The organism is Hydrogeniiclostridium mannosilyticum (genome assembly GCF_003268275.1).
Lineage (GTDB): Bacteria > Bacillota > Clostridia > Oscillospirales > Acutalibacteraceae > Hydrogeniiclostridium > Hydrogeniiclostridium mannosilyticum.
The window spans coordinates 1-20492 of the sequence record NZ_QLYR01000003.1 but is presented as its reverse complement, the minus strand read 5'-3'; the positions used below and the strand labels follow the sequence as shown (position 1 = coordinate 20492).

General features: G+C 48.8%; 20 protein-coding genes and 1 tRNA gene. 15 read left to right on the top strand and 6 right to left on the bottom strand.

Going from position 1 to position 20492, the window contains the following annotated elements; all coding sequences use genetic code 11:
• Positions 1-301: 301 nt before the first annotated feature.
• Together sigG and DPQ25_RS06550 are read left to right on the top strand one after the other, a co-directional pair.
• Entirely contained in the window at positions 302-1090 is a 789-nt protein-coding gene (sigG, locus tag DPQ25_RS06555) for an RNA polymerase sporulation sigma factor SigG (protein WP_112332379.1), read from the top strand.
• A gap of 196 nt (positions 1091-1286) precedes the next feature.
• A complete protein-coding gene (locus DPQ25_RS06550) occupies positions 1287-3992 on the top strand; it encodes a YfhO family protein (RefSeq protein ID WP_177576900.1) in 2706 nt (901 codons plus the stop codon).
• Between the two features lie 7 nt (positions 3993-3999).
• Here DPQ25_RS06550 and DPQ25_RS06545 read toward each other — a convergent pair whose 3' ends face one another.
• Positions 4000-4791: a biotin--[acetyl-CoA-carboxylase] ligase gene (locus DPQ25_RS06545; protein WP_112332377.1), complete on the bottom strand. Its 792-nt coding sequence runs from the start codon at positions 4789-4791 to the stop codon at positions 4000-4002.
• A 248-nt stretch (positions 4792-5039) separates the two neighbouring features.
• Between DPQ25_RS06545 and DPQ25_RS06540 the strand changes: the two genes are divergently transcribed.
• The 6 genes from DPQ25_RS06540 (at position 5040) to DPQ25_RS06515 (ending at position 10091) form a co-directional block, all read left to right on the top strand.
• Positions 5040-5237: a DUF951 domain-containing protein gene (locus DPQ25_RS06540; RefSeq protein ID WP_112332376.1), complete on the top strand. Its 198-nt coding sequence runs from the start codon at positions 5040-5042 to the stop codon at positions 5235-5237.
• A 54-nt stretch (positions 5238-5291) separates the two neighbouring features.
• A complete protein-coding gene (gene prfA, locus DPQ25_RS06535; RefSeq protein ID WP_112332375.1) occupies positions 5292-6377 on the top strand; it encodes a peptide chain release factor 1 in 1086 nt (361 codons plus the stop codon).
• Positions 6378-6442: 65 nt separating this feature from the next.
• On the top strand, positions 6443-7471 hold the full coding sequence (locus DPQ25_RS06530; RefSeq protein WP_112332374.1) for an L-threonylcarbamoyladenylate synthase: 1029 nt from the start codon (positions 6443-6445) through the stop codon (positions 7469-7471).
• Positions 7464-8060 (top strand): dephospho-CoA kinase, encoded by a 597-nt coding sequence (gene coaE / locus DPQ25_RS06525; RefSeq protein ID WP_177576899.1) that lies wholly within the window; start codon positions 7464-7466, stop codon positions 8058-8060. The genes DPQ25_RS06530 and coaE overlap by 8 nt, the downstream gene beginning before the upstream one ends.
• Position 8061: 1 nt before the next feature.
• Positions 8062-8670 (top strand): lytic transglycosylase domain-containing protein, encoded by a 609-nt coding sequence (locus tag DPQ25_RS06520; RefSeq protein WP_177576898.1) that lies wholly within the window; start codon positions 8062-8064, stop codon positions 8668-8670.
• 14 nt (positions 8671-8684) lie between these two features.
• Positions 8685-10091 (top strand): aminopeptidase, encoded by a 1407-nt coding sequence (locus DPQ25_RS06515; protein ID WP_112332371.1) that lies wholly within the window; start codon positions 8685-8687, stop codon positions 10089-10091.
• A 62-nt stretch (positions 10092-10153) separates the two neighbouring features.
• Here DPQ25_RS06515 and DPQ25_RS06510 read toward each other — a convergent pair whose 3' ends face one another.
• A complete protein-coding gene (locus DPQ25_RS06510) occupies positions 10154-10882 on the bottom strand; it encodes a polysaccharide deacetylase family protein (RefSeq protein ID WP_177576897.1) in 729 nt (242 codons plus the stop codon).
• A gap of 49 nt (positions 10883-10931) precedes the next feature.
• On the opposite strand from DPQ25_RS06510, the gene DPQ25_RS06505 reads away from it, so the two are divergent.
• The 3 genes from DPQ25_RS06505 to DPQ25_RS06500 all read left to right on the top strand — a co-directional run bounded on the left by DPQ25_RS06505 (position 10932) and on the right by DPQ25_RS06500 (position 12196).
• Positions 10932-11147, top strand: coding sequence for a hypothetical protein (locus tag DPQ25_RS06505; RefSeq protein WP_146740534.1), 216 nt, complete (start codon positions 10932-10934; stop codon positions 11145-11147).
• A gap of 485 nt (positions 11148-11632) precedes the next feature.
• Positions 11633-11821, top strand: a complete 189-nt coding sequence (locus DPQ25_RS14520; protein ID WP_146740533.1) for a hypothetical protein — start codon at positions 11633-11635, stop codon at positions 11819-11821.
• A gap of 183 nt (positions 11822-12004) precedes the next feature.
• Positions 12005-12196, top strand: a complete 192-nt coding sequence (locus DPQ25_RS06500) for an alpha/beta-type small acid-soluble spore protein (protein WP_112332368.1) — start codon at positions 12005-12007, stop codon at positions 12194-12196.
• A 129-nt stretch (positions 12197-12325) separates the two neighbouring features.
• On the opposite strand, the gene DPQ25_RS06495 is transcribed toward DPQ25_RS06500, so the two are convergent.
• A complete protein-coding gene (locus tag DPQ25_RS06495) occupies positions 12326-13675 on the bottom strand; it encodes an MATE family efflux transporter (RefSeq protein WP_112332367.1) in 1350 nt (449 codons plus the stop codon).
• 140 nt (positions 13676-13815) lie between these two features.
• Between DPQ25_RS06495 and DPQ25_RS06490 the strand changes: the two genes are divergently transcribed.
• Positions 13816-14274, top strand: coding sequence for an Lrp/AsnC family transcriptional regulator (locus DPQ25_RS06490; protein ID WP_112332366.1), 459 nt, complete (start codon positions 13816-13818; stop codon positions 14272-14274).
• A gap of 689 nt (positions 14275-14963) precedes the next feature.
• Here the strand turns inward: DPQ25_RS06490 and DPQ25_RS06485 are convergent.
• From DPQ25_RS06485 to DPQ25_RS06475, 3 genes are all read right to left on the bottom strand, one after another.
• The gene (locus DPQ25_RS06485) at positions 14964-15314 is read right to left on the bottom strand and encodes a VOC family protein (RefSeq protein ID WP_112332365.1); all 351 of its coding nucleotides are present in this window, start codon (positions 15312-15314) and stop codon (positions 14964-14966) included.
• Entirely contained in the window at positions 15314-15634 is a 321-nt protein-coding gene (locus DPQ25_RS06480; RefSeq protein WP_242978249.1) for a four helix bundle protein, read from the bottom strand. Before DPQ25_RS06480 ends, DPQ25_RS06485 begins: the two co-directional genes overlap by 1 nt.
• Positions 15635-15861: 227 nt before the next feature.
• Positions 15862-15937, bottom strand: a tRNA-Pro gene (locus DPQ25_RS06475).
• A 150-nt stretch (positions 15938-16087) separates the two neighbouring features.
• Here DPQ25_RS06475 and DPQ25_RS06470 point away from each other — a divergent pair.
• From DPQ25_RS06470 to DPQ25_RS06460, 3 genes are all read left to right on the top strand, one after another.
• Positions 16088-16876 carry a M15 family metallopeptidase gene (locus tag DPQ25_RS06470; protein ID WP_112332363.1) on the top strand — a complete coding sequence of 263 codons (789 nt, stop codon included), beginning with the start codon at positions 16088-16090 and terminating at the stop codon, positions 16874-16876.
• A gap of 91 nt (positions 16877-16967) precedes the next feature.
• Complete coding sequence (gene gltX, locus DPQ25_RS06465; RefSeq protein WP_112332362.1) at positions 16968-18434, top strand: glutamate--tRNA ligase; 1467 nt, start codon at positions 16968-16970, stop codon at positions 18432-18434.
• Between the two features lie 141 nt (positions 18435-18575).
• Positions 18576-20255: a glutamine--tRNA ligase/YqeY domain fusion protein gene (locus tag DPQ25_RS06460; RefSeq protein ID WP_112332565.1), complete on the top strand. Its 1680-nt coding sequence runs from the start codon at positions 18576-18578 to the stop codon at positions 20253-20255.
• Positions 20256-20492 lie beyond the last annotated feature (237 nt).

Genomic DNA, 20492 nt, shown 5'->3' with positions numbered 1-20492 from the left:
CGATTGCCGGGACGAATAACGGACTTATTATACTATAAATCTCGGGGAAGATCAAAGCCAAATATTGGGCTTGCCCCGGCGCATTTAAAGTGAGAAGACCTGCTGTAAGCGCGCAATAACGCCGGTGACGGTTTATGTCTTATTGCAAGAGGATAAGTGTGAAAGCTGCAATTTATTGCAGAAAACAGTGAAACCGGCAAAGCGGTGGAAAGATTTTTTGTCCGTTGATTAATTAAATCCCCCCTGAATTTTCCGAAAAAACTATGGCAATAATGAAGGTAAGAACTTGAGAAACAGGGGGATGTGCAGCGTGTTCAATAAAGTGGAAATTTGCGGTGTGAATACCTCAAAGCTAAAGGTTTTATCCGAGGCGGAAAAATATGAATTGTTACAAAAAATCAAAAATGGAACCCCTGCTGAAAAGAAGACGGCGCGAGAAGAAATGATTAACGGCAATCTAAAATTAGTATTGAGCGTTATTCAGCGTTTTACAAACCGGGGTGAAAACCTGGATGACCTCTTTCAGGTGGGCTGCATTGGCCTGATGAAAGCCATTGATAATTTTAATCCTGATTTAATGGTTAAATTTTCTACCTACGGCGTGCCGATGATTATCGGAGAGATACGGCGCTATCTGCGGGACAATAACAGCATTCGTGTCAGCCGTTCTCTGCGTGATACTGCTTACCGGGCGATGCAGGTGAAGGAAAGGCTGACGGCGGAGAACAACCGTGAGCCGTCTATGGATCAAATAGCCAAGGAGCTGGATATTCCCCGCGAGGACGTGGTGCTCTCACTGGAGTCTATTGTGGAGCCGGTTTCGTTGTATGAGCCTGTGTTTAATGACGGAGGTGATACCATCTATGTCATGGACCAGGTAGGCGACAATAATGACGACAGTAATTGGCTGGATGAAATCGCGCTGAAGGAAGCGATTAACGATTTGAGCGATAGAGAGAAAAAAATATTGACCATGCGCTTTTTTCAGGGAAAGACTCAAATGGAGGTAGCCAGTGAAATTCATATCAGCCAAGCCCAGGTTTCGCGGCTTGAAAAGGGTGCGCTGGATAAAATTAAAAAGGATTTATAAAAGCGGCAGGCCTCGCATGTAGATGAAAGCGGCGCCCCGGGGATGCTCTGCCCGGGGCGCTTTTATATGGGTCCCCAGTTTGGAAAAATTTGATTTTTTACAGGATTTTCTTTATAATAAAAGCATTCTGAATTTATGATGGGCAAGCTTGTGCATACCCTAAAAGCTGCCGCTTCATATGGAACGGGGGATGAGGTTGAATAAAAGAGCGGAAAAAGTTTTCTTTTATTTATTGGCGCCGCTTACGGTGTTGGCTTTGACCTGCGCGGTTATGGCTGCACACGGTCAGTTTCCTTTTGGAGAAAAAAGCATCGCCTGGTGCGATATGAATCAACAGGTCATTCCATTGCTGATGGACTTTAAGGATATTCTCGCGGGAAAGTCGAGCTTGCTCTTGAATATGCAGAACGCCGGAGGCATGAACTTTTGGGGCGTTTTTTTGTTTTTTATTTCCAGCCCGTTTTCATTTTTGGTGGCTTTTATAGAAAAAGCGGATATTTATTATGCGGTCAACATCTTGCTTCTTTTAAGGATGATGCTTTGCGCCTTTACGGCTGTTCTGTTCTTTCACCGCTATTTCTGCGGGTTGGACAGGATGCAGTGCAGCATTCTTGGCGTATTGTATGCCTTTTGCGGCTATACCCTTTTTTATTACCAGAATATTGTATGGCTGGATATGATGGCTTTATTCCCGTTATTATTGATCGCCTTGAAAAAGCTTGCAGACGAGGAAAAAGTACTGCCCTATGTCTTGGCGCTCTCAGCGGTGATGACCATTAATTTTTACTTGAGCTATATGGTGGCGATTTTTATTGTTTTAGCCGCCGGGCTTTATATTTTTTGTTGCGTAGAGCGGAACAGCAGGGGAAGGCGTGCATTGCTGCTGGGATTTGCAACGGCAGCAGCAGCCCTGCTGACGGCGCCGGTCTGGCTGCCGTCGCTGCTGGAATACATCAAATCGGCACGCATGGGGGACTTGGTATTCTCACTGCAATACAGCGCGCTCTTCACAGCCTTTCCCACGACCCTTGCGGTACTGCTCTGTACCTCGGTCATCTTTATTGCCGCCGCCTTTTTTATCGCTTCGGGGAAAATACCGGCAGCCCGGGAAGGCCGGGAGCGCTGTGTCGTACTCGTTTTATTCTTATTATTGCTCTTGCCCGTTATTATCGAGCCGATTAACAAAATGTGGCACACGGGGAACTATCAGGCTTTTCCGGTGCGCTACGGTTATATGACGGTGTTTTTCGGATTGATTATGCTGGCCTATTTGATTTCTGATTACAATGAAACAAGCCGGCTGCCGGCACTGTCAAATGGAATTACCGCCGGTGTGGTAACAGCCGTAATTCTGACGGCGGCGGTGGCAGTGATGTGCCTGCTGCTCGGCCGGTATTACCGGGAGCTTACCGTATATACCAGAACGCTGTGGGGAAATACAGACTCGCTGGAAAAAACGCTTTCCTTTGCGCTTATCATTGCACTGGCCTATTTTGTATTGCTCTTATTTTACAAGTACCGCTTTATGCGCAGAACAGCCTTTACCGTCCTGTTGGCGGTGGCTGTTTTAGTAGAGTGCATCTTTAACGCCAGCGTTTATATCGGCTCACCTAGCGGCAATGTGCAGGGCTACCAGACTATTGCTGATCTGGAAGGGAAAATTGAAGATGCGGAAATCTATCGTGTAAGAAATAATAAAAAGTATTTCGATGCCAATTTACTGGGGGGCCTAGGTTATCGAACTTTAAACCACTATACGTCTCTTACCGCGGAGTCCTACATGTTTGCCATGAAGAAGCTAGGGTACTCATCGTACTGGATGGAGGTCAATTCTAACGGGGGAACGGCGTTTACAGACGTCCTGTTGGGTAACCGCTATACCATTTACAGCAATGACGACCTGAACACCGCTGAGTATGCTGCGGGAAACCTGGAATATACCAATGCGGGATATTCGATTGTAAAATCCAATTATGAAACGCCTTTTGGCTTTACCATGAACAGCGAGGCGTTTGCTATGTTGAAGCAGCTGCCGGATACCGGCCGGATGGAGCGCCAGCAACAGATATTTGCGGCGCTTTTCCACACGGATGAAACGCTGGTCATGTCCTATGAACTACAGCATGCTGTCAACACAAATTGCTATATTACAGATGGAAAGTACAATATCAGCCCCGACAATCCTGACGCGCCGAGCTATTTTTTATATGAGCTTTCAGTTAAGGGAACCCAGACCTTATATTTTGATTGTTTTGACCGTCTCTCAAATAGCCTAAGCGAGTCAATCAATAACAGCTTTACCATAACGGTCAATGGGAAGAGGGTGGCTGGCCCATATCCTTCTCAAAGTGAAAACGGCCTTTTAAATCTGGGAACCTATACAGATGAGCGGGTGGTGATTCAGGTTGATGTCCATAAAAGCCTTTCCACCGCTTCCTTTGGAGTTGCCGGTATACGCCTGGATGTTTTAGGACAGGCGGCAGAAACCCTAAACGCTGCAGAATTGACGGAGGAAAGCAATGGCCTTTCTGGCACTGTAACGGCGGAGAACAGCGGGGAATACCTCTTTGTTCCCGTGGTTAATGACGGCGGCTTTACCGCGGTTGTCAACGGGGAACAGGTAGTACCGGAAACAGTGATGGACTGCTTTTTAGCCATTCCGCTGCAGCAGGGAGGCAATACCGTTGAAATACAGTATTGCCCGCCTGGAATGAGGCCGGGGCTGGTTTTGCTGAGCGTTGGCGCTGTCCTGTTGCTGCTATTGCTTTACGGCCTTAAGAAAGGGCTGCTTGAGCGTATGTGCAGCCTGTATTTGCCAGCGGGGATTTTACTTGGCGCCTTATGGTGCGCGTTATTCTTTGCGGTCTATCTTTTTCCGCTGATTATTCGGTTATGGCGGTGACCTGTTCTCAATAAATTCCCTGTACGCTAACCTCACCCGAGGAGACCACTTCCTCCCGGCCGTCGCTGCGCAGGACGAGGAGCTCGCCGTTAGGCAAAATTTGAATGGCTTTTCCCAATAAAATCTGATTTTCCCTAGAATAGCAGATTTCCCGGCCAAGGGTTACGCAAAGGGCGGCGTAGTCTGCAATGGGCGCTTCCGGCTGGCTGTACAGCTTGTCCAGGCAGCTGAGCGTTTGCAAAAAAAGCGCGGCGCGGTTCTGCTTTTTTCCAGTTTCCAGGAAAAGAGAACTGCACTTTTTTTGCAGCTCATCCGGGAAGACGCCGGCGTTTACATTGATACCGATGCCGAGCGCGATAAAAGCCTGTCCCAATGGCGTAAGGGAGCGTTCGGCTAAAATTCCGCAGATTTTTTTTGGCCCAATGACAATATCGTTGGGCCACTTTATCATAGCCGGACAATTTGTCAGCGCCCGGATAGCCCGGCAAACGGCTAGTCCCGCCAACAGTGTAAAGCTGCTGGGGGCGGAATGGATTTTTTCAGGGTACAATAAAAGTGAAAAGTAAAGGCCGGTGCCGGGGGCGGAGAACCAGGATCTTCCCAGGCGTCCCTTGCCGCGGGTCTGCTGCTCTGCCACGTAGACGCTGCCGTGCGGCGCTCGCTGCTCCGCCCGGCGTCTGACTTCCTCGTTGGTCGAATCTACAGTTGAGAGAAAATGGATTTCGCGGCAGAAAAGAGGCCCTTCTGCCACTGTAGCCGCCTGGGTTAATTGCCGCCATTCCTGTTCCAATAATGTCATAAGCGCGTTCCTCCTGCCAGCGTGCAGTCCAGCTTGCTGTAATAATATTTTATTATAGCATATTTTACGCGGCGCGCCTGCTGCTTTTCAAATTTTTTAGGGCTCTGTGTCATTCCCGGGTTCTTGAAAAGCAGGGCGGCGGCTTGAGGGGTTAGGAGGAAACCGGCGGGGATAAAAAGGGGTTGTGTGTCTTACGGGTTTGGTGTTATACTATTCTTTAAAGCATAAAGGTTAAAGGAGGGAGTACCATGGATGTTCGGCCGGGGGACACCCTGCTGATGAAAAAGCCGCATCCGTGTGGCGGGAAGAGTTTTTTGGTCCTTCGCTCGGGAATGGATTTTAAAATACGCTGTTTATCCTGCGGGCACGAGATCATGCTCCCGAGGTTGAAATGTGAGAAAAATATCAAGAAGATTATTCGGGAGAATATAGAGGATGGGCAGTAGCGATTCATCCTGTGGCCCAGTTGAATAAAATAGAATGGAATAGGATGAACGACAATGTTTGAAAATGTGATCGTTTTTGAGCAGCGCTATCAGGAGCTCAACCAGAAGCTGGCGGACCCTTCCGTACTGGCGGATCCAAGTTTGTATCGTGATTTCATGAAAGAGTACAGCATGGTCACGCCGGTTGCAGAGAAATACAAGGAGTGGAAAGAGAACAACCGCGCCATGGAGGAGGCCCGCGAGCTGATGGAGGATCCGGGGCTCGAGCGTGAGCTGAAGGAAATGGCTGCCGAGGATTTTGCAGCCTCGCGGGAACGGTCGGAGGTTTTGGCTGAAGAGTTGAAGCTGCTCCTACTGCCCAAAGACCCCAACGATGATAAAAATGTTATCATGGAAATTCGAGCGGGCACGGGCGGCGAGGAGGCCGCCCTGTTCTCTTCGGTATTGTTTCGCATGTATTCCATGTACGCTGAAGCCCGCCATTGGCAGACAGAGCTTCTGAATGTAAACGAGACCGAGTTGGGTGGCTTTAAGGAGATCAGCTTTATGATTACAGGCGCCGGCGCCTATTCCTGCTTGAAATATGAAAGCGGCGTTCACCGGGTTCAGCGTGTACCGGAGACGGAAACGCAGGGAAGAATCCATACCTCGGCTGCAACGGTGGCGGTTTTGCCGGAGGTGGACGACGTAGAGGTGGAAATCAATCCGAAGGACATCCAGATTGATACCTTCCGTTCCAGCGGCGCAGGTGGCCAGCATATTAACAAGACCTCCTCGGCAATTCGGATTACACATCTGCCGACGGGAATGGTTGTGGAATGCCAGGACGAACGAAGCCAGCTGAAAAATAAGGATAAAGCGATGAAGGTCCTGCGTTCGCGCCTGTATGAGATGGAGCAGCAGGCACAGGATGCCGCGGTTGCCGCCGAACGGCGCTCCCAGGTTGGCTCCGGGGATCGCTCGGAGCGAATCCGCACCTATAACTATCCGCAGGGAAGAGTGACGGACCACCGGATCGGCCTAACCCTTTACCAGCTGGAGGCGTTTCTGAACGGAGAGCTCGACGGCGTTATTGACGCATTAATTGAAGAAGATCGGGCAAAAAAGCTGCAGGAGTCCACGGCAATGGAAAACGTTTGAATGGATAGGCGGATGTAAAAATATGATGTTTATTTTCAGAGCTTCAAAGGAATGAAAGGGACGACATGAAGACATTCTATTGGAAGGCCGGGGAAGCGGGTGCATTAGAGGCCGCAGCGGAGATCCTTAAAAAGGGCGGTCTGGTAGCTATGCCGACGGAAACGGTTTACGGTTTGGCGGCGAATGCGCTGGACGGTAATGCAGCCCGGAAAATTTTTGCCGCTAAGGGGCGCCCGGTGGATAACCCGCTGATTGTGCACATCTCAGACATGAAACAAATAGATCTGCTGGCGGCAAAAATTCCTGAGCAGGTATCACGGCTGGCGAAAGCCTTCTGGCCTGGTCCACTGACGCTTCTTCTGCCGAAAAAAGCCTGTGTGCCAGACGAGGTTACCGGCGGACTGCCCACGGTCGGCATCCGCTTTCCGTCGCATCCTGTTGCACAGAGGCTGATTGAATTAGCAGGTGTACCGCTGGCGGCGCCCTCTGCAAACCTTTCCGGGCATCCAAGCCCTTCCACGGCAGAACACGTTTGGCATGATTTTTTTGGCCGGATAGACGGTATACTTGACGGCGGACCCTGCCAAATCGGGGTGGAATCTACGGTTCTGAATCTGAGCGAACAGCCGCCGCGCCTGCTGCGGCCGGGCGGTGTTACACTGGAGCAGCTTCAGGCTGTACTGGGTACTGTGGAGGTGGACCCTGCCATTACTCAGCCGCTTGCTGAAGGAAAACAAGCCCCGTCGCCCGGCATGAAGTACAAGCATTATTCACCGCTGGCTAATGTGACGCTGGTACGCGCTGCAAGCCCGGATTTCTGCCGCTTTGTCAATATGCACAGGGCGGACGGTGTGGCCGCGTTGTGCTTTGATGAGGAAAAGGAGGAGCTGCTTATCCCCTGCCTAGCCTATGGCAGCGCTTCGGACAGCTGGGCCCAGGCGCGGCGTTTATTTGAGGCTTTACGTGAGGTGGATGATTCCATGCATGCAAAACAGGTTTATGTGCACTGTCCGCCGTCAACGGTAGGGATGGGATTGGCGGTTTATAACCGGCTGATTCGCGCGGCAGGCTTTGAGGTGATTGACCTTGACTAAGATTATTGGCTTAACCGGGCCTACGGGAGCGGGAAAATCCGTCATAGCCGGCGTGTTTGCGGATATGGGGGCAAAAATTATCGACTGTGACCGATTGGCCCGTAAAGCGACGGAAAGCCCGGCTTGCATCAGCGCACTGTGCGGCGCATTTGGCAGCGACATTGTTATGAATGGGGTCTTGAACCGGCAGAAGCTGGCTGACCGGGCATTTCGTTCTCCGGCTTCAACCGCTCGCTTAAACCAGATCACGCATCCGGCCATTTTGAGGGAATTAGAGCGTAGGATTATGTGCTATAAGGAGTCCGGGGCCGCCGCTATTGTTATCGATGCCCCGCTGTTGTTCGAAGGCGGTGTGGAGCGTTACTGCGATGTCACTGTGGCTGTGGTTGCCGCCCCGGAGACTCGGAAAAAACGAATTATGAACCGGGATGCTATCACGGCGCGGCAGGCTGAGCTGCGAATGTCGGTTCAAAAGGACAATGCCTATTATGCCGGCCTGTGCACGTACGCCATTGACACCGGCGGCTCAGAGCCGGAGAACAAGGAAAAGGCGGCTCGGCTCTATGTGCGTATCATGAATGAGGGATAAAATGAACTATACCATAAAGAGAAAAAAATCCTGGGGTGGACGTATCGCATTAATCCTTCTGGCATTCGTCGTTTTTGCCGCTCTTTTAACCGGCATGTGGTTTGCCATAGGCGGCGGGCGCGAATATATCATGAAGCGCGCCTATCCACTGGAATATGAAGAAACGGTCCTGGAGGAGTCCAAGGAAGCCGGCCTCGACCCGGCGCTGGTGTTTGCCGTTATCAAAACGGAGAGCAATTTTGACTGCGAGGCGGAGTCCCACGCAGGGGCACGCGGCTTGATGCAGATGATGCCGGAGACCTTTGTCTGGTTGCAGAGCAAGCGCGGTGAAAGCGGTGCTTTTACAGAAGAGGACCTTTATACTCCTGCCGTAAATATCCGCTACGGGTGCTACTATCTGGCATGGCTCTGCCAGCGCTATGAAATTTTAGAAACGGCATTGGCGGCCTATAATGCGGGGCCGGGAAACGTGGACCGATGGCTTGCAGACAGTGAAACCTCGGTAGACGGAAAAAATTTATCAAGTATACCGATTGGCGAAACACGCAGATATGTAGAGTCCGTGGCTGGCAACTATCAGGTTTATAAAGAACTTTATCAAATTTCTTAAAGGAGGACAATCCCATGGCAAAGAAAGAAGAGGTAGATGTCAAGGAGCTGAAAAAGAAGCTGCTCATTCCCAGAACCAATGGTTTTTTCCAGCTGAGCGAAAAACAAGTGGAGAAGGCAGAGGGCTTTGCAGAAAGCTACAAGGCTTTTCTGGATGCTTCCAAGACAGAGCGTGAAGCGGTTGCGGCTGCTGTTGAACTGGCGAAGAAGAATGGCTTTGCCGCTTTTGAGGAAGGTAAGAAGTATGAAGCGGGCGACCGGGTCTATTATAACAACCGCAATAAATCGGTAATTCTGATGGTGGCCGGCAAAAAGGGCTGCCGGCAGGGAGTACGGATTTCAGTGGCCCATGTTGATTCCCCAAGGCTGGACCTTAAGCCCCATCCGTTATACGAAAACAATGACATGGCGTTTTTTAAAACACATTATTACGGAGGCATTAAAAAATACCAGTGGACGGCCATCCCACTGGCAATGCATGGTGTGCTGGTCAAAAAGGATGGAACCAGCGTCCAGGTTGTTGTCGGTGAAGAGGAGGGGGACCCTCAGTTTTGTGTCACAGATCTGCTGCCTCATTTAAGTACGGAACAGATGAGTAAGGTCATGCATCAGGCAATCTCGGCGGAGGATTTAAATATTCTGGTCGGCAGCCGCCCGGTTGCGGACGAAGAGGGCGGCGACCTTGTAAAGCTGAATATTATGAAGCTTTTGTATGATAAATACGGCATTACAGAAGAGGATTTTGTTTCAGCCGACATTGAGTTTGTGCCGGCTTTTAAAGCCAGAGATATTGGCTTTGACCGTTCGTTGATTGGCGCCTATGGACATGATGACCGTGTGTGCGCCTATCCAGCCGTTATGGCGGCCATCCATGCAAAAACACCGGAAAACACGGTGCTGACCGTGCTGGCGGACCGTGAAGAGATTGGCAGCAGCGGAAATACGGGTATGAATTCTGAATTTTTACACCATTTTATCGAGGATCTCGCGGTGGCGGAAGGCCTGGAGGCGCGCTATGTACTCCGCCGCTCCAAGTGCTTGTCCGCCGATGTAACAGCCGCTTACGACCCAAACTTTGCCAGTGTTTATGATGTCAATAATTCCTGCGCGGTCAATGCCGGCGTCTGTATTGTCAAATATACAGGGTCCCGTGGAAAATCTGGAACCAGCGAGGCATCCGCGGAGCTAATGGCTGAGGTGCGTTCAATTTTTGAAAAAAATAATGTGCTTTGGCAGACCGGCGAAATGGGCAAGGTCGACAATGGCGGCGGCGGAACCGTGGCGATGTATGTTGCCAATCGGGATATTGAGGTCATAGACGTAGGCGTCCCGGTGCTTTCTATGCATGCCCCGTTGGAGGTTATCAGCAAAACAGATCTATATATGACATATCTGGGCATTAAAGCGTTCTTTGAGGCATAATAAAAGAAAAAGTAAAAGCCGGGGTGGGATTTTATCTTTGCCAATCCGGTTTTTCTTTTTGCCTAGGAGCCTCGATAGGCGAGGAGCCCGGATACAGTCACAATTTCATAGCCCTGAGATTGCAGTGCCGGTAATATTATTTTTAGCGCTTCAGGTGTGTTCAGCGCACTGCTGTGAAAAAGCACGATCGAACCAGGGGTACATTGCGCTAAAACCTTCTCTGCAATGGAAGCTGGAGAAAGGTTCTTCCAGTCGCAGCTGTCTAAATTCCATAAAACTGTCCTCATGGAAAATTGTGCCGCCGACCTGAGCACATCCTCTCCATATTCCCCGTAGGGCGGGCGGAAACAGGCGGGTTTTATTCCGGTGATGCCGCGAATAGTGTTGCTGCATTCCAGTATCTCCTCTTGAACAGCCTGTGGGCTTAGACTTTGCATATGCCGGTGACGGGTGGAATGATTGCCGATTTCATGGCCGGCTTCTGCTATACTGCGCAGCTGTATGGGGTGCTCTCTGGCCCAATCTCCTGTGACAAAAAATGTGGACTTAATCTGATAATCCGCTAAAACTGGCAGCAGACGCTCAATGCCGCTGCTGCTCCATTCTGTATCAAAAGTGATGGCAACAATCTTTTCATCTGTTTTAATATGGGTCAGCGGGGGGGAATAGGGGTAAGTCGAGGTAAAAAGCGCTTGAGACCATTCCCCAGCGCTGAAAAGCAGCAGGACACTGAGCAGGAGCAGGGCTGCCAGCGGCAATTTGTTTTTATAGTTGACGGGTGAATGGGGCATAATAGGCACCTTCCTAAAAATATTACGGATGAAAGGGGAGAGAATAAGGGTGGCAGTTATCATGGATATTCGTCATTGTGACCGCAAAATAGCTGCAAAAGAAAAAACAGTGGCGGAGGTTAATATGGACGAGCGTTACTTTTCCATGTGGGTTTATGAGGCCGGCGCGGAAACAGGAATGCGGTTGTCTCCATTGAGCATTCAGCTGGAACGGAAAAATGCTGAGCTCTTGAAAGAGCTGCTGGAAGAGTATCTTTCAAAATAGCGCCAATGCCCCCTATCGCTAGGTTATTCAATATATTCAATTACATATTCCACCTGATTTTCTTAATACTAAGAGGAAGAAAGACGGCAGTTTGACCAATTAGCTTTGAGGAGAGGGTGGAACTTTTTTGACGGATATCATTTTGTGCGGCAAAGCGGAAGATCACGCTTTAAGTGAAATCTTGATTCCCTCATTATCTAGGTACGGGGGCGTGCGGTTTAGCAGCAGAGATCAAATACGCCAATTTGGGCCGGAAAGTCCCGCTTTTTTAGTATGGGACTGTGAACAGATTCCTGAGGTAGCTTTAGAGAGCGGCGTTCTGGTTTTAAAACAGTTACCGCCCGTTAACGAGTATACAGGTTCCGCCTGAATTTCTATGCGTATTCGAGTCTCATAACCAATATGCGGCGGAGGTTCTGAAAAATGCCGGCGCCTCTGCTGCGGTTTGCGGGCTAAGTGCACGTGACACCCTCAGCATCTCCAGCTTGGATTATGGCAATGCCGTGTTGAGCCTGCTCCGCAATGTGCAAACTATTCGCGGGGGCCTGTTGGAGCCGCATGATTTTCAGGTGCAGACCCATAGCCGGGTGAGTCCCCGGCATATGCTGGTAGTGGCAATGGTATTGCTTTTGTTGGGAATGGATTCGTCCGACGGATTTATGATTGGCTTATAAAGCAGGGGCGTTTCAAAGCTTTTGGGCTGCCTCTGCGCTTTTATCCTAGCCGGTTAAAATCTAATCAAAAAAAGATTGTATCGCCAAAAATTTACAGTTATAATATTTGGCCCGGTGCACAAAATAGGAAGGCAAACGTAAAACAAAACAAAATTCAATTAAAAATTAAGGAGTGTTTTTACTATGTCTAAGAACAAGGTTGTTGTACCCGAGGCTCGTGGCGCACTGGATAAGTTTAAGATGGAAGCTGCTTCTGAAGTCGGCGTAAACCTCAAGCAGGGTTACAATGGCGACCTGACCTCCAAGGAGGCCGGTTCTGTTGGCGGCCAGATGGTCAAAAACATGATCAAGAAGTACGAAGAGAGCATGAAATAAGCATTTTATTCTTAAAAAAGCGTCTTGCCAACCGGCAAGGCGCTTTTTGCTGTTTCTTAGATGTATTATACAAAAAGCCGGACCGGCCGCTACGGGACGGATCTGGCTTTCTATTTTTTGCTGAAGCCCCTAGCTGCGAGGAGAGGATAAAAAGGAATTTTTATGTTTACAGTAATAAATCAGGCCGATTCCGTCTGCTAGAAACCATCCGATGGGAACGGCGGCCCAAATCCCGGCAACGCCGATGAAAGGCACCGCGGACAGTGTATATGCAAGCAGGACCCGGGCGCCCAGAGAGACAACTGTCAAAACAACAGACATGCCAGGCCGTTTAACAGCACGGTAAAAACCATAGAGCAGGAATAAAAGACCAATACCGACATAGCATGACCCTTCTATCCAAAGATATTGAACGCCTGTGGCTATAATTTCGTGTTCACCCGGCTGAACAAAAATTTGCATCAGCGGGCCGGAAAATATACAAACAATGGTACTGATCGCCAGGCAGAATATCAGGGAAACAGCGGCTGCGCGGCGGATTCCGAGGCGAATCCGGCCGGTCTGCCGAGCGCCATAGTTTTGGGCTACAAAGGTAGAAAAGGCGTTTCCAAAATCCTGAACCGGCATATAGGCGAAGGAGTCGATTTTTACTGCTGCGGCAAAGGCGGCCATGACGGTGGGGCCAAATTGATTGACCAGCCCCTGCACCATCAGAATGCCAAAATTCATAATAGATTGCTGCGCGCAGGTAAGAAGGGAAAAACCGGCCAATTCCCTGATCAATGCCGGGTTCCAGTGCATGTGCCTTCGGCTGAACCGCAGTTCAGGAAAACGCGCCAGGGTATAGAGGGAGAGGCCGATACCGGATAAAAACTGAGCCAGAACAGTGGCTGCCGCTGCGCCGCTTACACCCCATCCTAATGATAAAATAAAAAACAGGTCGAGAAATATATTCAGGATTGCGCTGACACCGAGAAATAAAAGCGGAATAAGCGAGTTCCCAATCGCGCGCAGTAATGCTGCAAAATAATTATATAAAAAGGTAGCGCTAATTCCCAGAAATATGATCCATAAATAGTCCCTCATATCAGGAACGACAGATGCAGGAACCTGTAAAAGCTGAATAATTACATCAATTCCGCAAAAGGCCAATACATTGAGCAGAAGGGTAACGGCAGCTATAAGGATAAATGACGTAAAGATGGTGGACTTAAGCCGTTCGGTGTCATTTTCACCATAACGTATGGATAAGAGCGCTCCGCTCCCCATGCATAGCCCCAATAAAATAGAGGTTAAAAAGGTCATGAGCGTATAGGAAGAACCGACGGCAGCCAGCGCATCAGCGCCTAGATAACGGCCGACAATGAGGGTGTCGGCTATATTGTAGAATTGCTGCAGGAGGTTGCCGGCCATAATGGGCAAGGAAAAGAGCAGCAGGCTTTTTGTGATGCTTCCCTGGGTAAGATTCAATGATTTCATAGTGTTCCTTACAAATAGACGAAATAAACTTTCAAAAAAATAAATTAAAACGAATTTTATATACTATATGTTAAGGTATAAATTGCGGATTGTCAAGAATAAAATGCTGTGCTATACTTAAAACATAAGGGGGAATGGACGTGTTTCTGAATGGATTAGACCAGACCGATCAGGCGCTGTTGGCTTTGTTAATAGAAAACGCGCGATTGTCTTATTCGGAGCTGGGGGAACAGGTGGGGCTTTCCCGCGTTTCAGTTAAGGCCAGGGTACAGGCAATGGAAGAAAAAGGCATTATCGAGGAGTACACCACCATCATTAACCCGCAAAAGATCAGCGGAGCCGTTTCATGTTTTTTTGAGATCGAGACCGAACCAGCCAAACTGACAGCGGTTACCGGAGCGCTGTATAACAACAGCACAGTGACGCAAATTTATAGAGTCACCGGGAATAGCCGACTGCATGTCCATGCGGTTGCCGCCAGCCAGGAGGAGATGGAGCGGTTTATTTTGGAGGATCTTGACCGTTTGCCAGGGATTATGCACATCAGCAGCCAGGTGATTTTGTCACGCATTAAGGATGTTAAGGGGTTGCGGCTATAGACGAAAGGTAAATATTAGACTCAGCGGCTGCCGGCCTAAGGTGGTTCTCTGCTGTATGGGAAAAAGGCGCTTTGAGCAGATAGAGAAAAGTGTTACAGAGCAAGTCACAACGGCAAAAGGGGAAGGGCTGGTATTTAGAAAAAGCACCAGCTCAAATTATTGACAGGTAGCTTACAAAGAATAAGGTTCAATTAATAATAAACCGGGAGCCTAGCAAGATACCATGAATATCTGGCTAAGCGCCCGGTTTTGTTTCAGGCTTTCATAATAACATTTGCGGGAATAAAAAATCGGAACGAGTTACGCTCATTCCGATTTGGGTTTACGCTACAAAATATAGACACTCGCCATAAACGCGAGTAAGCAGGTAAAATAAAAAACTGAACCCGGAACGTGAAGTGTGTCCAGGCTCAGCCTGGGAAGCGTTGACAAAAAAGATACAGGCATGTGATCGTAGCACTAATCTGCAAAAAGTTGGTAGCAATCCGAACGGTGAAGCTGTATTTTGCACAAAAAGTACGGCGAACCTCAAGGATTCGCCGCGATGTGGTACCGATGTTCATAACGAAACTTGAAAAATAAAAAATCCGAGTGTCCATATGAACACTCGGAATGTAAAGGTGATACAAAAAAGATCGGCTTATAAAATTTATGCAGGGACTTGAACTCTCGCAAAATCAACCGTAACTTTATGAGTTTGGAAAACTTCTGAACACTATAAAATTACCATCAGGATCACAAAAGCGCATATTCTTTGCACCCCATGGTCTAACGGTTGGAGAGTCAAGAATTTCTATTCCGAGAGATTTCAGCCTGATATATTCTGCGTCCACATCGTCAACGGTAAAAGCTAAGGACATGTTTTTATTTCCGTGCTCTGAGATATTGTCACTTTTCAAGATAGCCAGCGACGCTCCCGAAGTGTGAATTTCCTGATGTATATTGTCATCGCAATCAGAGGTTGTCCGTAACACTCTCTGATAAAAATCAGACAGTCGGCGGACATCATCGGTTGTAAGACATAATCCTGCAAAAATCATTATTTATTCTCCTTGGCAGTTTTTATCGATGAGATGAGCATACGCTTGATCTCGTCGGCCAGAGAAAGCAAACAATCGAAATCATACTCAAATAATTTTGTTCGTTTTAACAAAGTCAGCCAGTAGATGCTTTCGCTGGTTTCTTTGAGAGAGATGTGAAGCTTAGAAATAAAATCAGCTTTACTGTTTCCATAAATGGCTTCATTAATATTCGCACCGACAGATGTAGCTGAGCGTAACAATTGTTTTACAATGGTGGTGTCCTTGCGTGATTTTGAGAATGCTTCATAAAATAAAACAATGTCTGTTGCAAAATCCAAAGACTTCTCTAAAAGGGGACTATTCATATCATCACCTTGAACAAATTATAGCATATATTTGCTTATATGGCAACGCTTTGCCTTGGCAAAGCTACCGATCCTCTTATCTTTTCTCTTTTATTTTTTTACTGGAAACGACAATTTTAGAGAAGAGAGAAGAACGGAAAGCGAAGAGTGAAAAGTACAAAAGAAACGACAATCTTCTACCGAAAATTGTCGTTTCTTTTTGGTCCGAGTGGCGAGACTTGAACTCACGGCCTCTTGACCCCCAGTCAAGCGCGCTACCAACTGCGCCACACCCGGATAACGAGAAATATATTATCATAAATAAAACCAAATTGCAAGCTTTATTTGATATTTTTTATTTTGTATTTTTTTTACCGGAATGAGCTACAAAAATATGACCCATACTAACAACGTAGGTATTATATACTGAATAATGGGTGGTGTATTATGTTAAAAAAAGCGCTGTATTCCGTTTTAACAATTCTGATAGCTACTGCCGCTATTTTCGGCGTCAGCATGCTTTTTCTGGCCGTCATGCAGCATGCGCTGCCCATCTCCGCGGGGGCGGCTTCATCCATGGCCTCGTCAAGGCCTGTTTCATCAGAGACCTTGCTCTCATCCAGCACAGCCTCTTCTTCTGCCGGCGAAAGTAGCGCTTCGGAGCAGTCGTTTCGCCAGGAAGAATGGCCTCTCATTCTTGTGAACGACGAACATCCGCTTCCTGATGATTATGAAATTGAGCTGGCACAGGTGCAGGGCGTCATGGTAGACAGCCGCATAGCCAGCTTATTGGAAGAAATGATTGCCGCGGGTGAAAAGGATGGCGTCCATCTGGTACTGTCCTCAGCTTACCGTTCCCCTCAGCGTCAAAGCCAACTTTTTGAGCAGGCAGTAAACGAGAATAGAAACGAGGGAATGGATTCCTCTGAAGCGGAGGCTGTTGCGGCCAACTCCATTGCAAGACCTGGCTCTAGCGAGCACAGCACCGGCCTAGCGGTTGACTTTAACGGTGTGTCGGAGGAGTTCGACACTACGCCGGAATATCGTTGGCTGATGAAGCATGCAGCGGACTATGGCTTTATTCTTCGGTATGCTGAAGAGAAAGAGTCCATTACCGGCATCCGCTTTGAGCCCTGGCATTTTCGTTATGTTGGCAGTGAGCATGCAAGGGAGATAAACCGTCTTGGCCTTTGCCTGGAGGAATATGCCGGCAGCCCTTCGGCCTCCTCTCGGTAGATAAAACGGTAAAAAATTGTCAATTCTTACTTCCTTTCCCGCCTTATTTTTGATATAATAAAATAATCTTAAGAAAAGTGTGGGAAATGCTATGAATGACAAAAAAGTTCGCACGCGTTTTGCGCCGAGCCCTACCGGCTTTATGCATGTGGGAAACCTGCGCACGGCCCTGTATGAATATCTGATTGCCAAGTCCATGGGCGGCGACTTCGTCCTCCGCATTGAGGACACCGACCAGGAACGTTTTGTGGAAGGCGCTGTCCAGGTCATATACCAAACGCTGCAGAGCGTCGGCTTGAAGCATGACGAAGGCCCGGATGTAGGCGGCGCCTATGGCCCGTATGTGCAGAGTGAACGCAGGGATATTTACCGCCCTTACGCGGAGCAGTTGGTTCGGGAGGGAAAGGCTTATTATTGCTTCTGTTCCAAAGAACGGCTGGACGCTCTCCATGCAGAAGGGGACTTTGGCGGATATGACCGTCACTGCCGCAGCCTTTCGCAGGCTGAGGTTGACTCAATGCTGGCTGCGGGAACCCCTTATGTCATTCGACAGCGTATGCCCATTGATGGGTCCACAACCTTTCATGATGCCGTTTACGGGGATATTACCATTGAAAATAAGGAGCTTGAGGATCAAGTTTTGTTGAAATCCGACGGCTATCCTACATATAATTTTGCCAATGTGATTGACGATCATTTGATGAATATTACGCATGTTGTACGCGGCTGCGAGTATCTGAGCTCTACACCTAAATACAACCTTCTTTACGAGGCTTTTGGTTGGGAAATCCCCACTTACGTCCATCTTCCCTTGATTATGGGTAAAAATGAGGATGGCAGCGTCAGCAAGCTCTCTAAACGGCACGGATCCACCAGCTTTGAGGGGCTGATTAAGGAGGGGTATCTGCCTGAAACCATTGTCAACTACATTGCCCTGCTGGGGTGGTGCCCCAAGGACAACCGCGAGCAATTTACGCTGGAAGAGCTTACCAGGGAGTTTTCAATAGACGGCATCAGTAAATCCCCCGCTGTGTTCGATTACGACAAACTGGAGTGGTTTAACGGTGAGCATATCCATGCTATGAGCGCAGAGCAGTTCATAGCGCATGCTTTGCCTTATTTTCAGCAGGTTTTCCCGAACGGCGGACCGTCTGACTGGGCCATTCTTGTAGGAATTCTTCAGCCACGCATTACAAAATTTATTCAAATCCCGGGACTGCTTGCTTTCTTTAGCACACTTCCCGACTATCCGGTTGATTTTTTTATCAACAAAAAAAGCAAGACCAATTTGGAAAATTCCAAAGATATGCTGAGAGCTGCTATTCATGCCTTGCAAGGCGTTGCTGATTGGAAGCTGGATGTGCTTCATGCGCTGCTCTTACAGTTGGCCCAGGAATTAGGAGTAAAGAACGGGACGCTGCTGTGGCCTGTCAGAATCGCTGCCGCAGGCACGCTGGTTACACCCGGCGGCGCAATGGAGATTCTTACGCTCCTTGGTAAGGAGGAAGCGCTCCGCCGTCTTCAGAACGGCCTGGATCGGCTATCTCAAGTGGGCTAATCTCTCATTGGTTCAGCGCATGAACTACATTTGGGACCTGGGAGCGGCTAAAACATGCTGTCTGTTGAAGCGGAGAAAGGCGGTATGTTCCCGTCTATCGTTGGGGCAAACTACAAGAATAACATAGAGGAGCTTTACTTTATGGATGAGATGATAAAAAACGAAGAAACATGGAGCAATTTTATCCATGATTTTATCGAGGAGGATCTTGCGCCGGGCGGCGCCTATGAGGGAATGAAGGTGCATACCCGTTTCCCGCCGGAGCCGAACGGCTGCCTTCATATCGGGCACGCAAAAGCGATCTGCATCGATTTCGGCACTGCGGAAAAATTTGGAGGACTGTGTAACCTGCGCATGGACGACACGAACCCTACCAAAGAAGACACCGAGTTTGTTGAGAACATTAAAAGGGATATCCGTTGGCTCGGCTTTGATTGGGCGGACCGTTTTTATTATGCGTCCGATTATTTTCCTAGAATGTATGAATGTGCAGTAGAGCTGATTAAAAAAGGGCTTGCCTACGTCTGTGAGCTTACCCCGGAGGAAATGCGCCAAAACCGCGGAGATCTGAACACCCCGGCAGTCAGCCCATACCGGGACCGTCCCGTTCAAGAAAGCCTGGATCTGTTTGCGCGCATGAAAAACGGTGAGTTTGAAGACGGAAAAATGACCTTGCGCGCTAAAATTGATTTGGCTTCCGGCAACTTTAATATGCGCGATCCGGTCATTTACCGTATAAATCACATGGCGCATCACCGTACTGGGACTGAGTGGTGCATATATCCCATGTATGATTTTGCTCATCCCATTGAGGACGCCCTGGAGTGCATTACACATTCCCTTTGTTCATTGGAATTTGAGGATCACCGGCCCCTCTACAATTGGGTCATTGAGAACCTTGATTTGCCGTCAAAGCCGCGCCAGATTGAATTTGCCCGGCTCGGCATCGACCATACGGTCATGAGCAAACGTAAATTGCGCACCCTGGTTGAAAATGGCGTTGTCGGCGGCTGGGATGACCCCAGAATGCCGACCCTAAGCGGGCTTCGCCGCAGAGGCTATACGCCCGCCTCCATTCGTAATTTCTGCGAGCGCGTCGGCGTGGCAAAGGTCAACAGTACCATTGAATACGGCTTTTTAGAGCATTGCCTGCGTGAAGACCTCAACGAAAATGCTACCCGCGCCATGGTTGTGCTGCACCCCCTGCGGTTGACCATCACCAACTATCCGGAGGATAAAACCGAGGATTTTGAGGTGGATAACAGCCCGACCCGCCCTGAAGAGGGCATCCATACCGTCAGCTTCTCGCGCAACCTGTGGATTGAAGAAGAGGATTTTATGGAGGAACCCGTAAAGGGCTATTTCCGGCTTTCTCCCGGCCGTGAGGTCCGGCTGAAATCGGCCTATATCGTCCGCTGCACCGGATGCCGTAAAGACGAAAATGGAAGGGTCACAGAGGTTTTTGCCGAATATGACCCGGAAAGCAGGGGCGGCAATGCAGCCGACGGCAGAAAGATCAAAGGTACCATCCACTGGGCGGAGGTTGCCTCCGCAGTATCCGTTGAGGTGCGTCTGTACGATAACCTTTTCGCTGTTGCGGACCCGGAGGCGGGCGATTTTATGGAGGCGCTTAATCCCGATTCACTCCTCGTTTTAGAGGGGTGTCAGGCTGAGCCGTACCTATCAACTGCACAGCCAGGGGATTCCTTTCAATTCATGCGCCAGGGCTATTTTTGCCCGGATGAAGCCGATAGTTCAGCGGAACATCTTGTTTTTAACCGCAGCGTATCCTTAAAAGACAGCTTTAAAAGGAAAGCATAAAATAATTGCCGGAAATCCCGTGTGGGTTTCCGGTTTTTTTGTATGGAGAAAACCACTCGCTAGGCGAGTGGTTCAAAAGAAGGCTTATGCCGATGATGTAGACAAAAAAACTCCCTTTGCTAAAATAGAAGTGCGGTCTGCCAACTGCACGACAAAAGCAAAGGGAGGTCATTCGAAATGAACGACATGAATAGTTTAACGCATACGACGTGGAATTGCAAATATCATATCGTCTTC

Bases quoted from the DNA above. Each gene is read 5' to 3' on its own strand.
- sigG (WP_112332379.1), top strand. From the start codon at position 302: ATGTGCAGCGTGTTCAATAAAGTGGAAATTTGCGGTGTGAATACCTCA.
- DPQ25_RS06545 (WP_112332377.1), bottom strand. From the start codon at position 4,791: ATGACATTATTGGAACAGGAATGGCGGCAATTAACCCAGGCGGCTACA.
- DPQ25_RS06540 (WP_112332376.1), top strand. From the start codon at position 5,040: ATGGATGTTCGGCCGGGGGACACCCTGCTGATGAAAAAGCCGCATCCG.
- prfA (WP_112332375.1), top strand. From the start codon at position 5,292: ATGTTTGAAAATGTGATCGTTTTTGAGCAGCGCTATCAGGAGCTCAAC.
- DPQ25_RS06530 (WP_112332374.1), top strand. From the start codon at position 6,443: ATGAAGACATTCTATTGGAAGGCCGGGGAAGCGGGTGCATTAGAGGCC.
- DPQ25_RS06520 (WP_177576898.1), top strand. From the start codon at position 8,062: ATGAACTATACCATAAAGAGAAAAAAATCCTGGGGTGGACGTATCGCA.
- DPQ25_RS06515 (WP_112332371.1), top strand. From the start codon at position 8,685: ATGGCAAAGAAAGAAGAGGTAGATGTCAAGGAGCTGAAAAAGAAGCTG.
- DPQ25_RS06510 (WP_177576897.1), bottom strand. From the start codon at position 10,882: ATGCCCCATTCACCCGTCAACTATAAAAACAAATTGCCGCTGGCAGCC.
- DPQ25_RS06500 (WP_112332368.1), top strand. From the start codon at position 12,005: ATGTCTAAGAACAAGGTTGTTGTACCCGAGGCTCGTGGCGCACTGGAT.
- DPQ25_RS06495 (WP_112332367.1), bottom strand. From the start codon at position 13,675: ATGAAATCATTGAATCTTACCCAGGGAAGCATCACAAAAAGCCTGCTG.
- DPQ25_RS06485 (WP_112332365.1), bottom strand. From the start codon at position 15,314: ATGATTTTTGCAGGATTATGTCTTACAACCGATGATGTCCGCCGACTG.
- DPQ25_RS06470 (WP_112332363.1), top strand. From the start codon at position 16,088: ATGTTAAAAAAAGCGCTGTATTCCGTTTTAACAATTCTGATAGCTACT.
- gltX (WP_112332362.1), top strand. From the start codon at position 16,968: ATGAATGACAAAAAAGTTCGCACGCGTTTTGCGCCGAGCCCTACCGGC.
- DPQ25_RS06460 (WP_112332565.1), top strand. From the start codon at position 18,576: ATGGATGAGATGATAAAAAACGAAGAAACATGGAGCAATTTTATCCAT.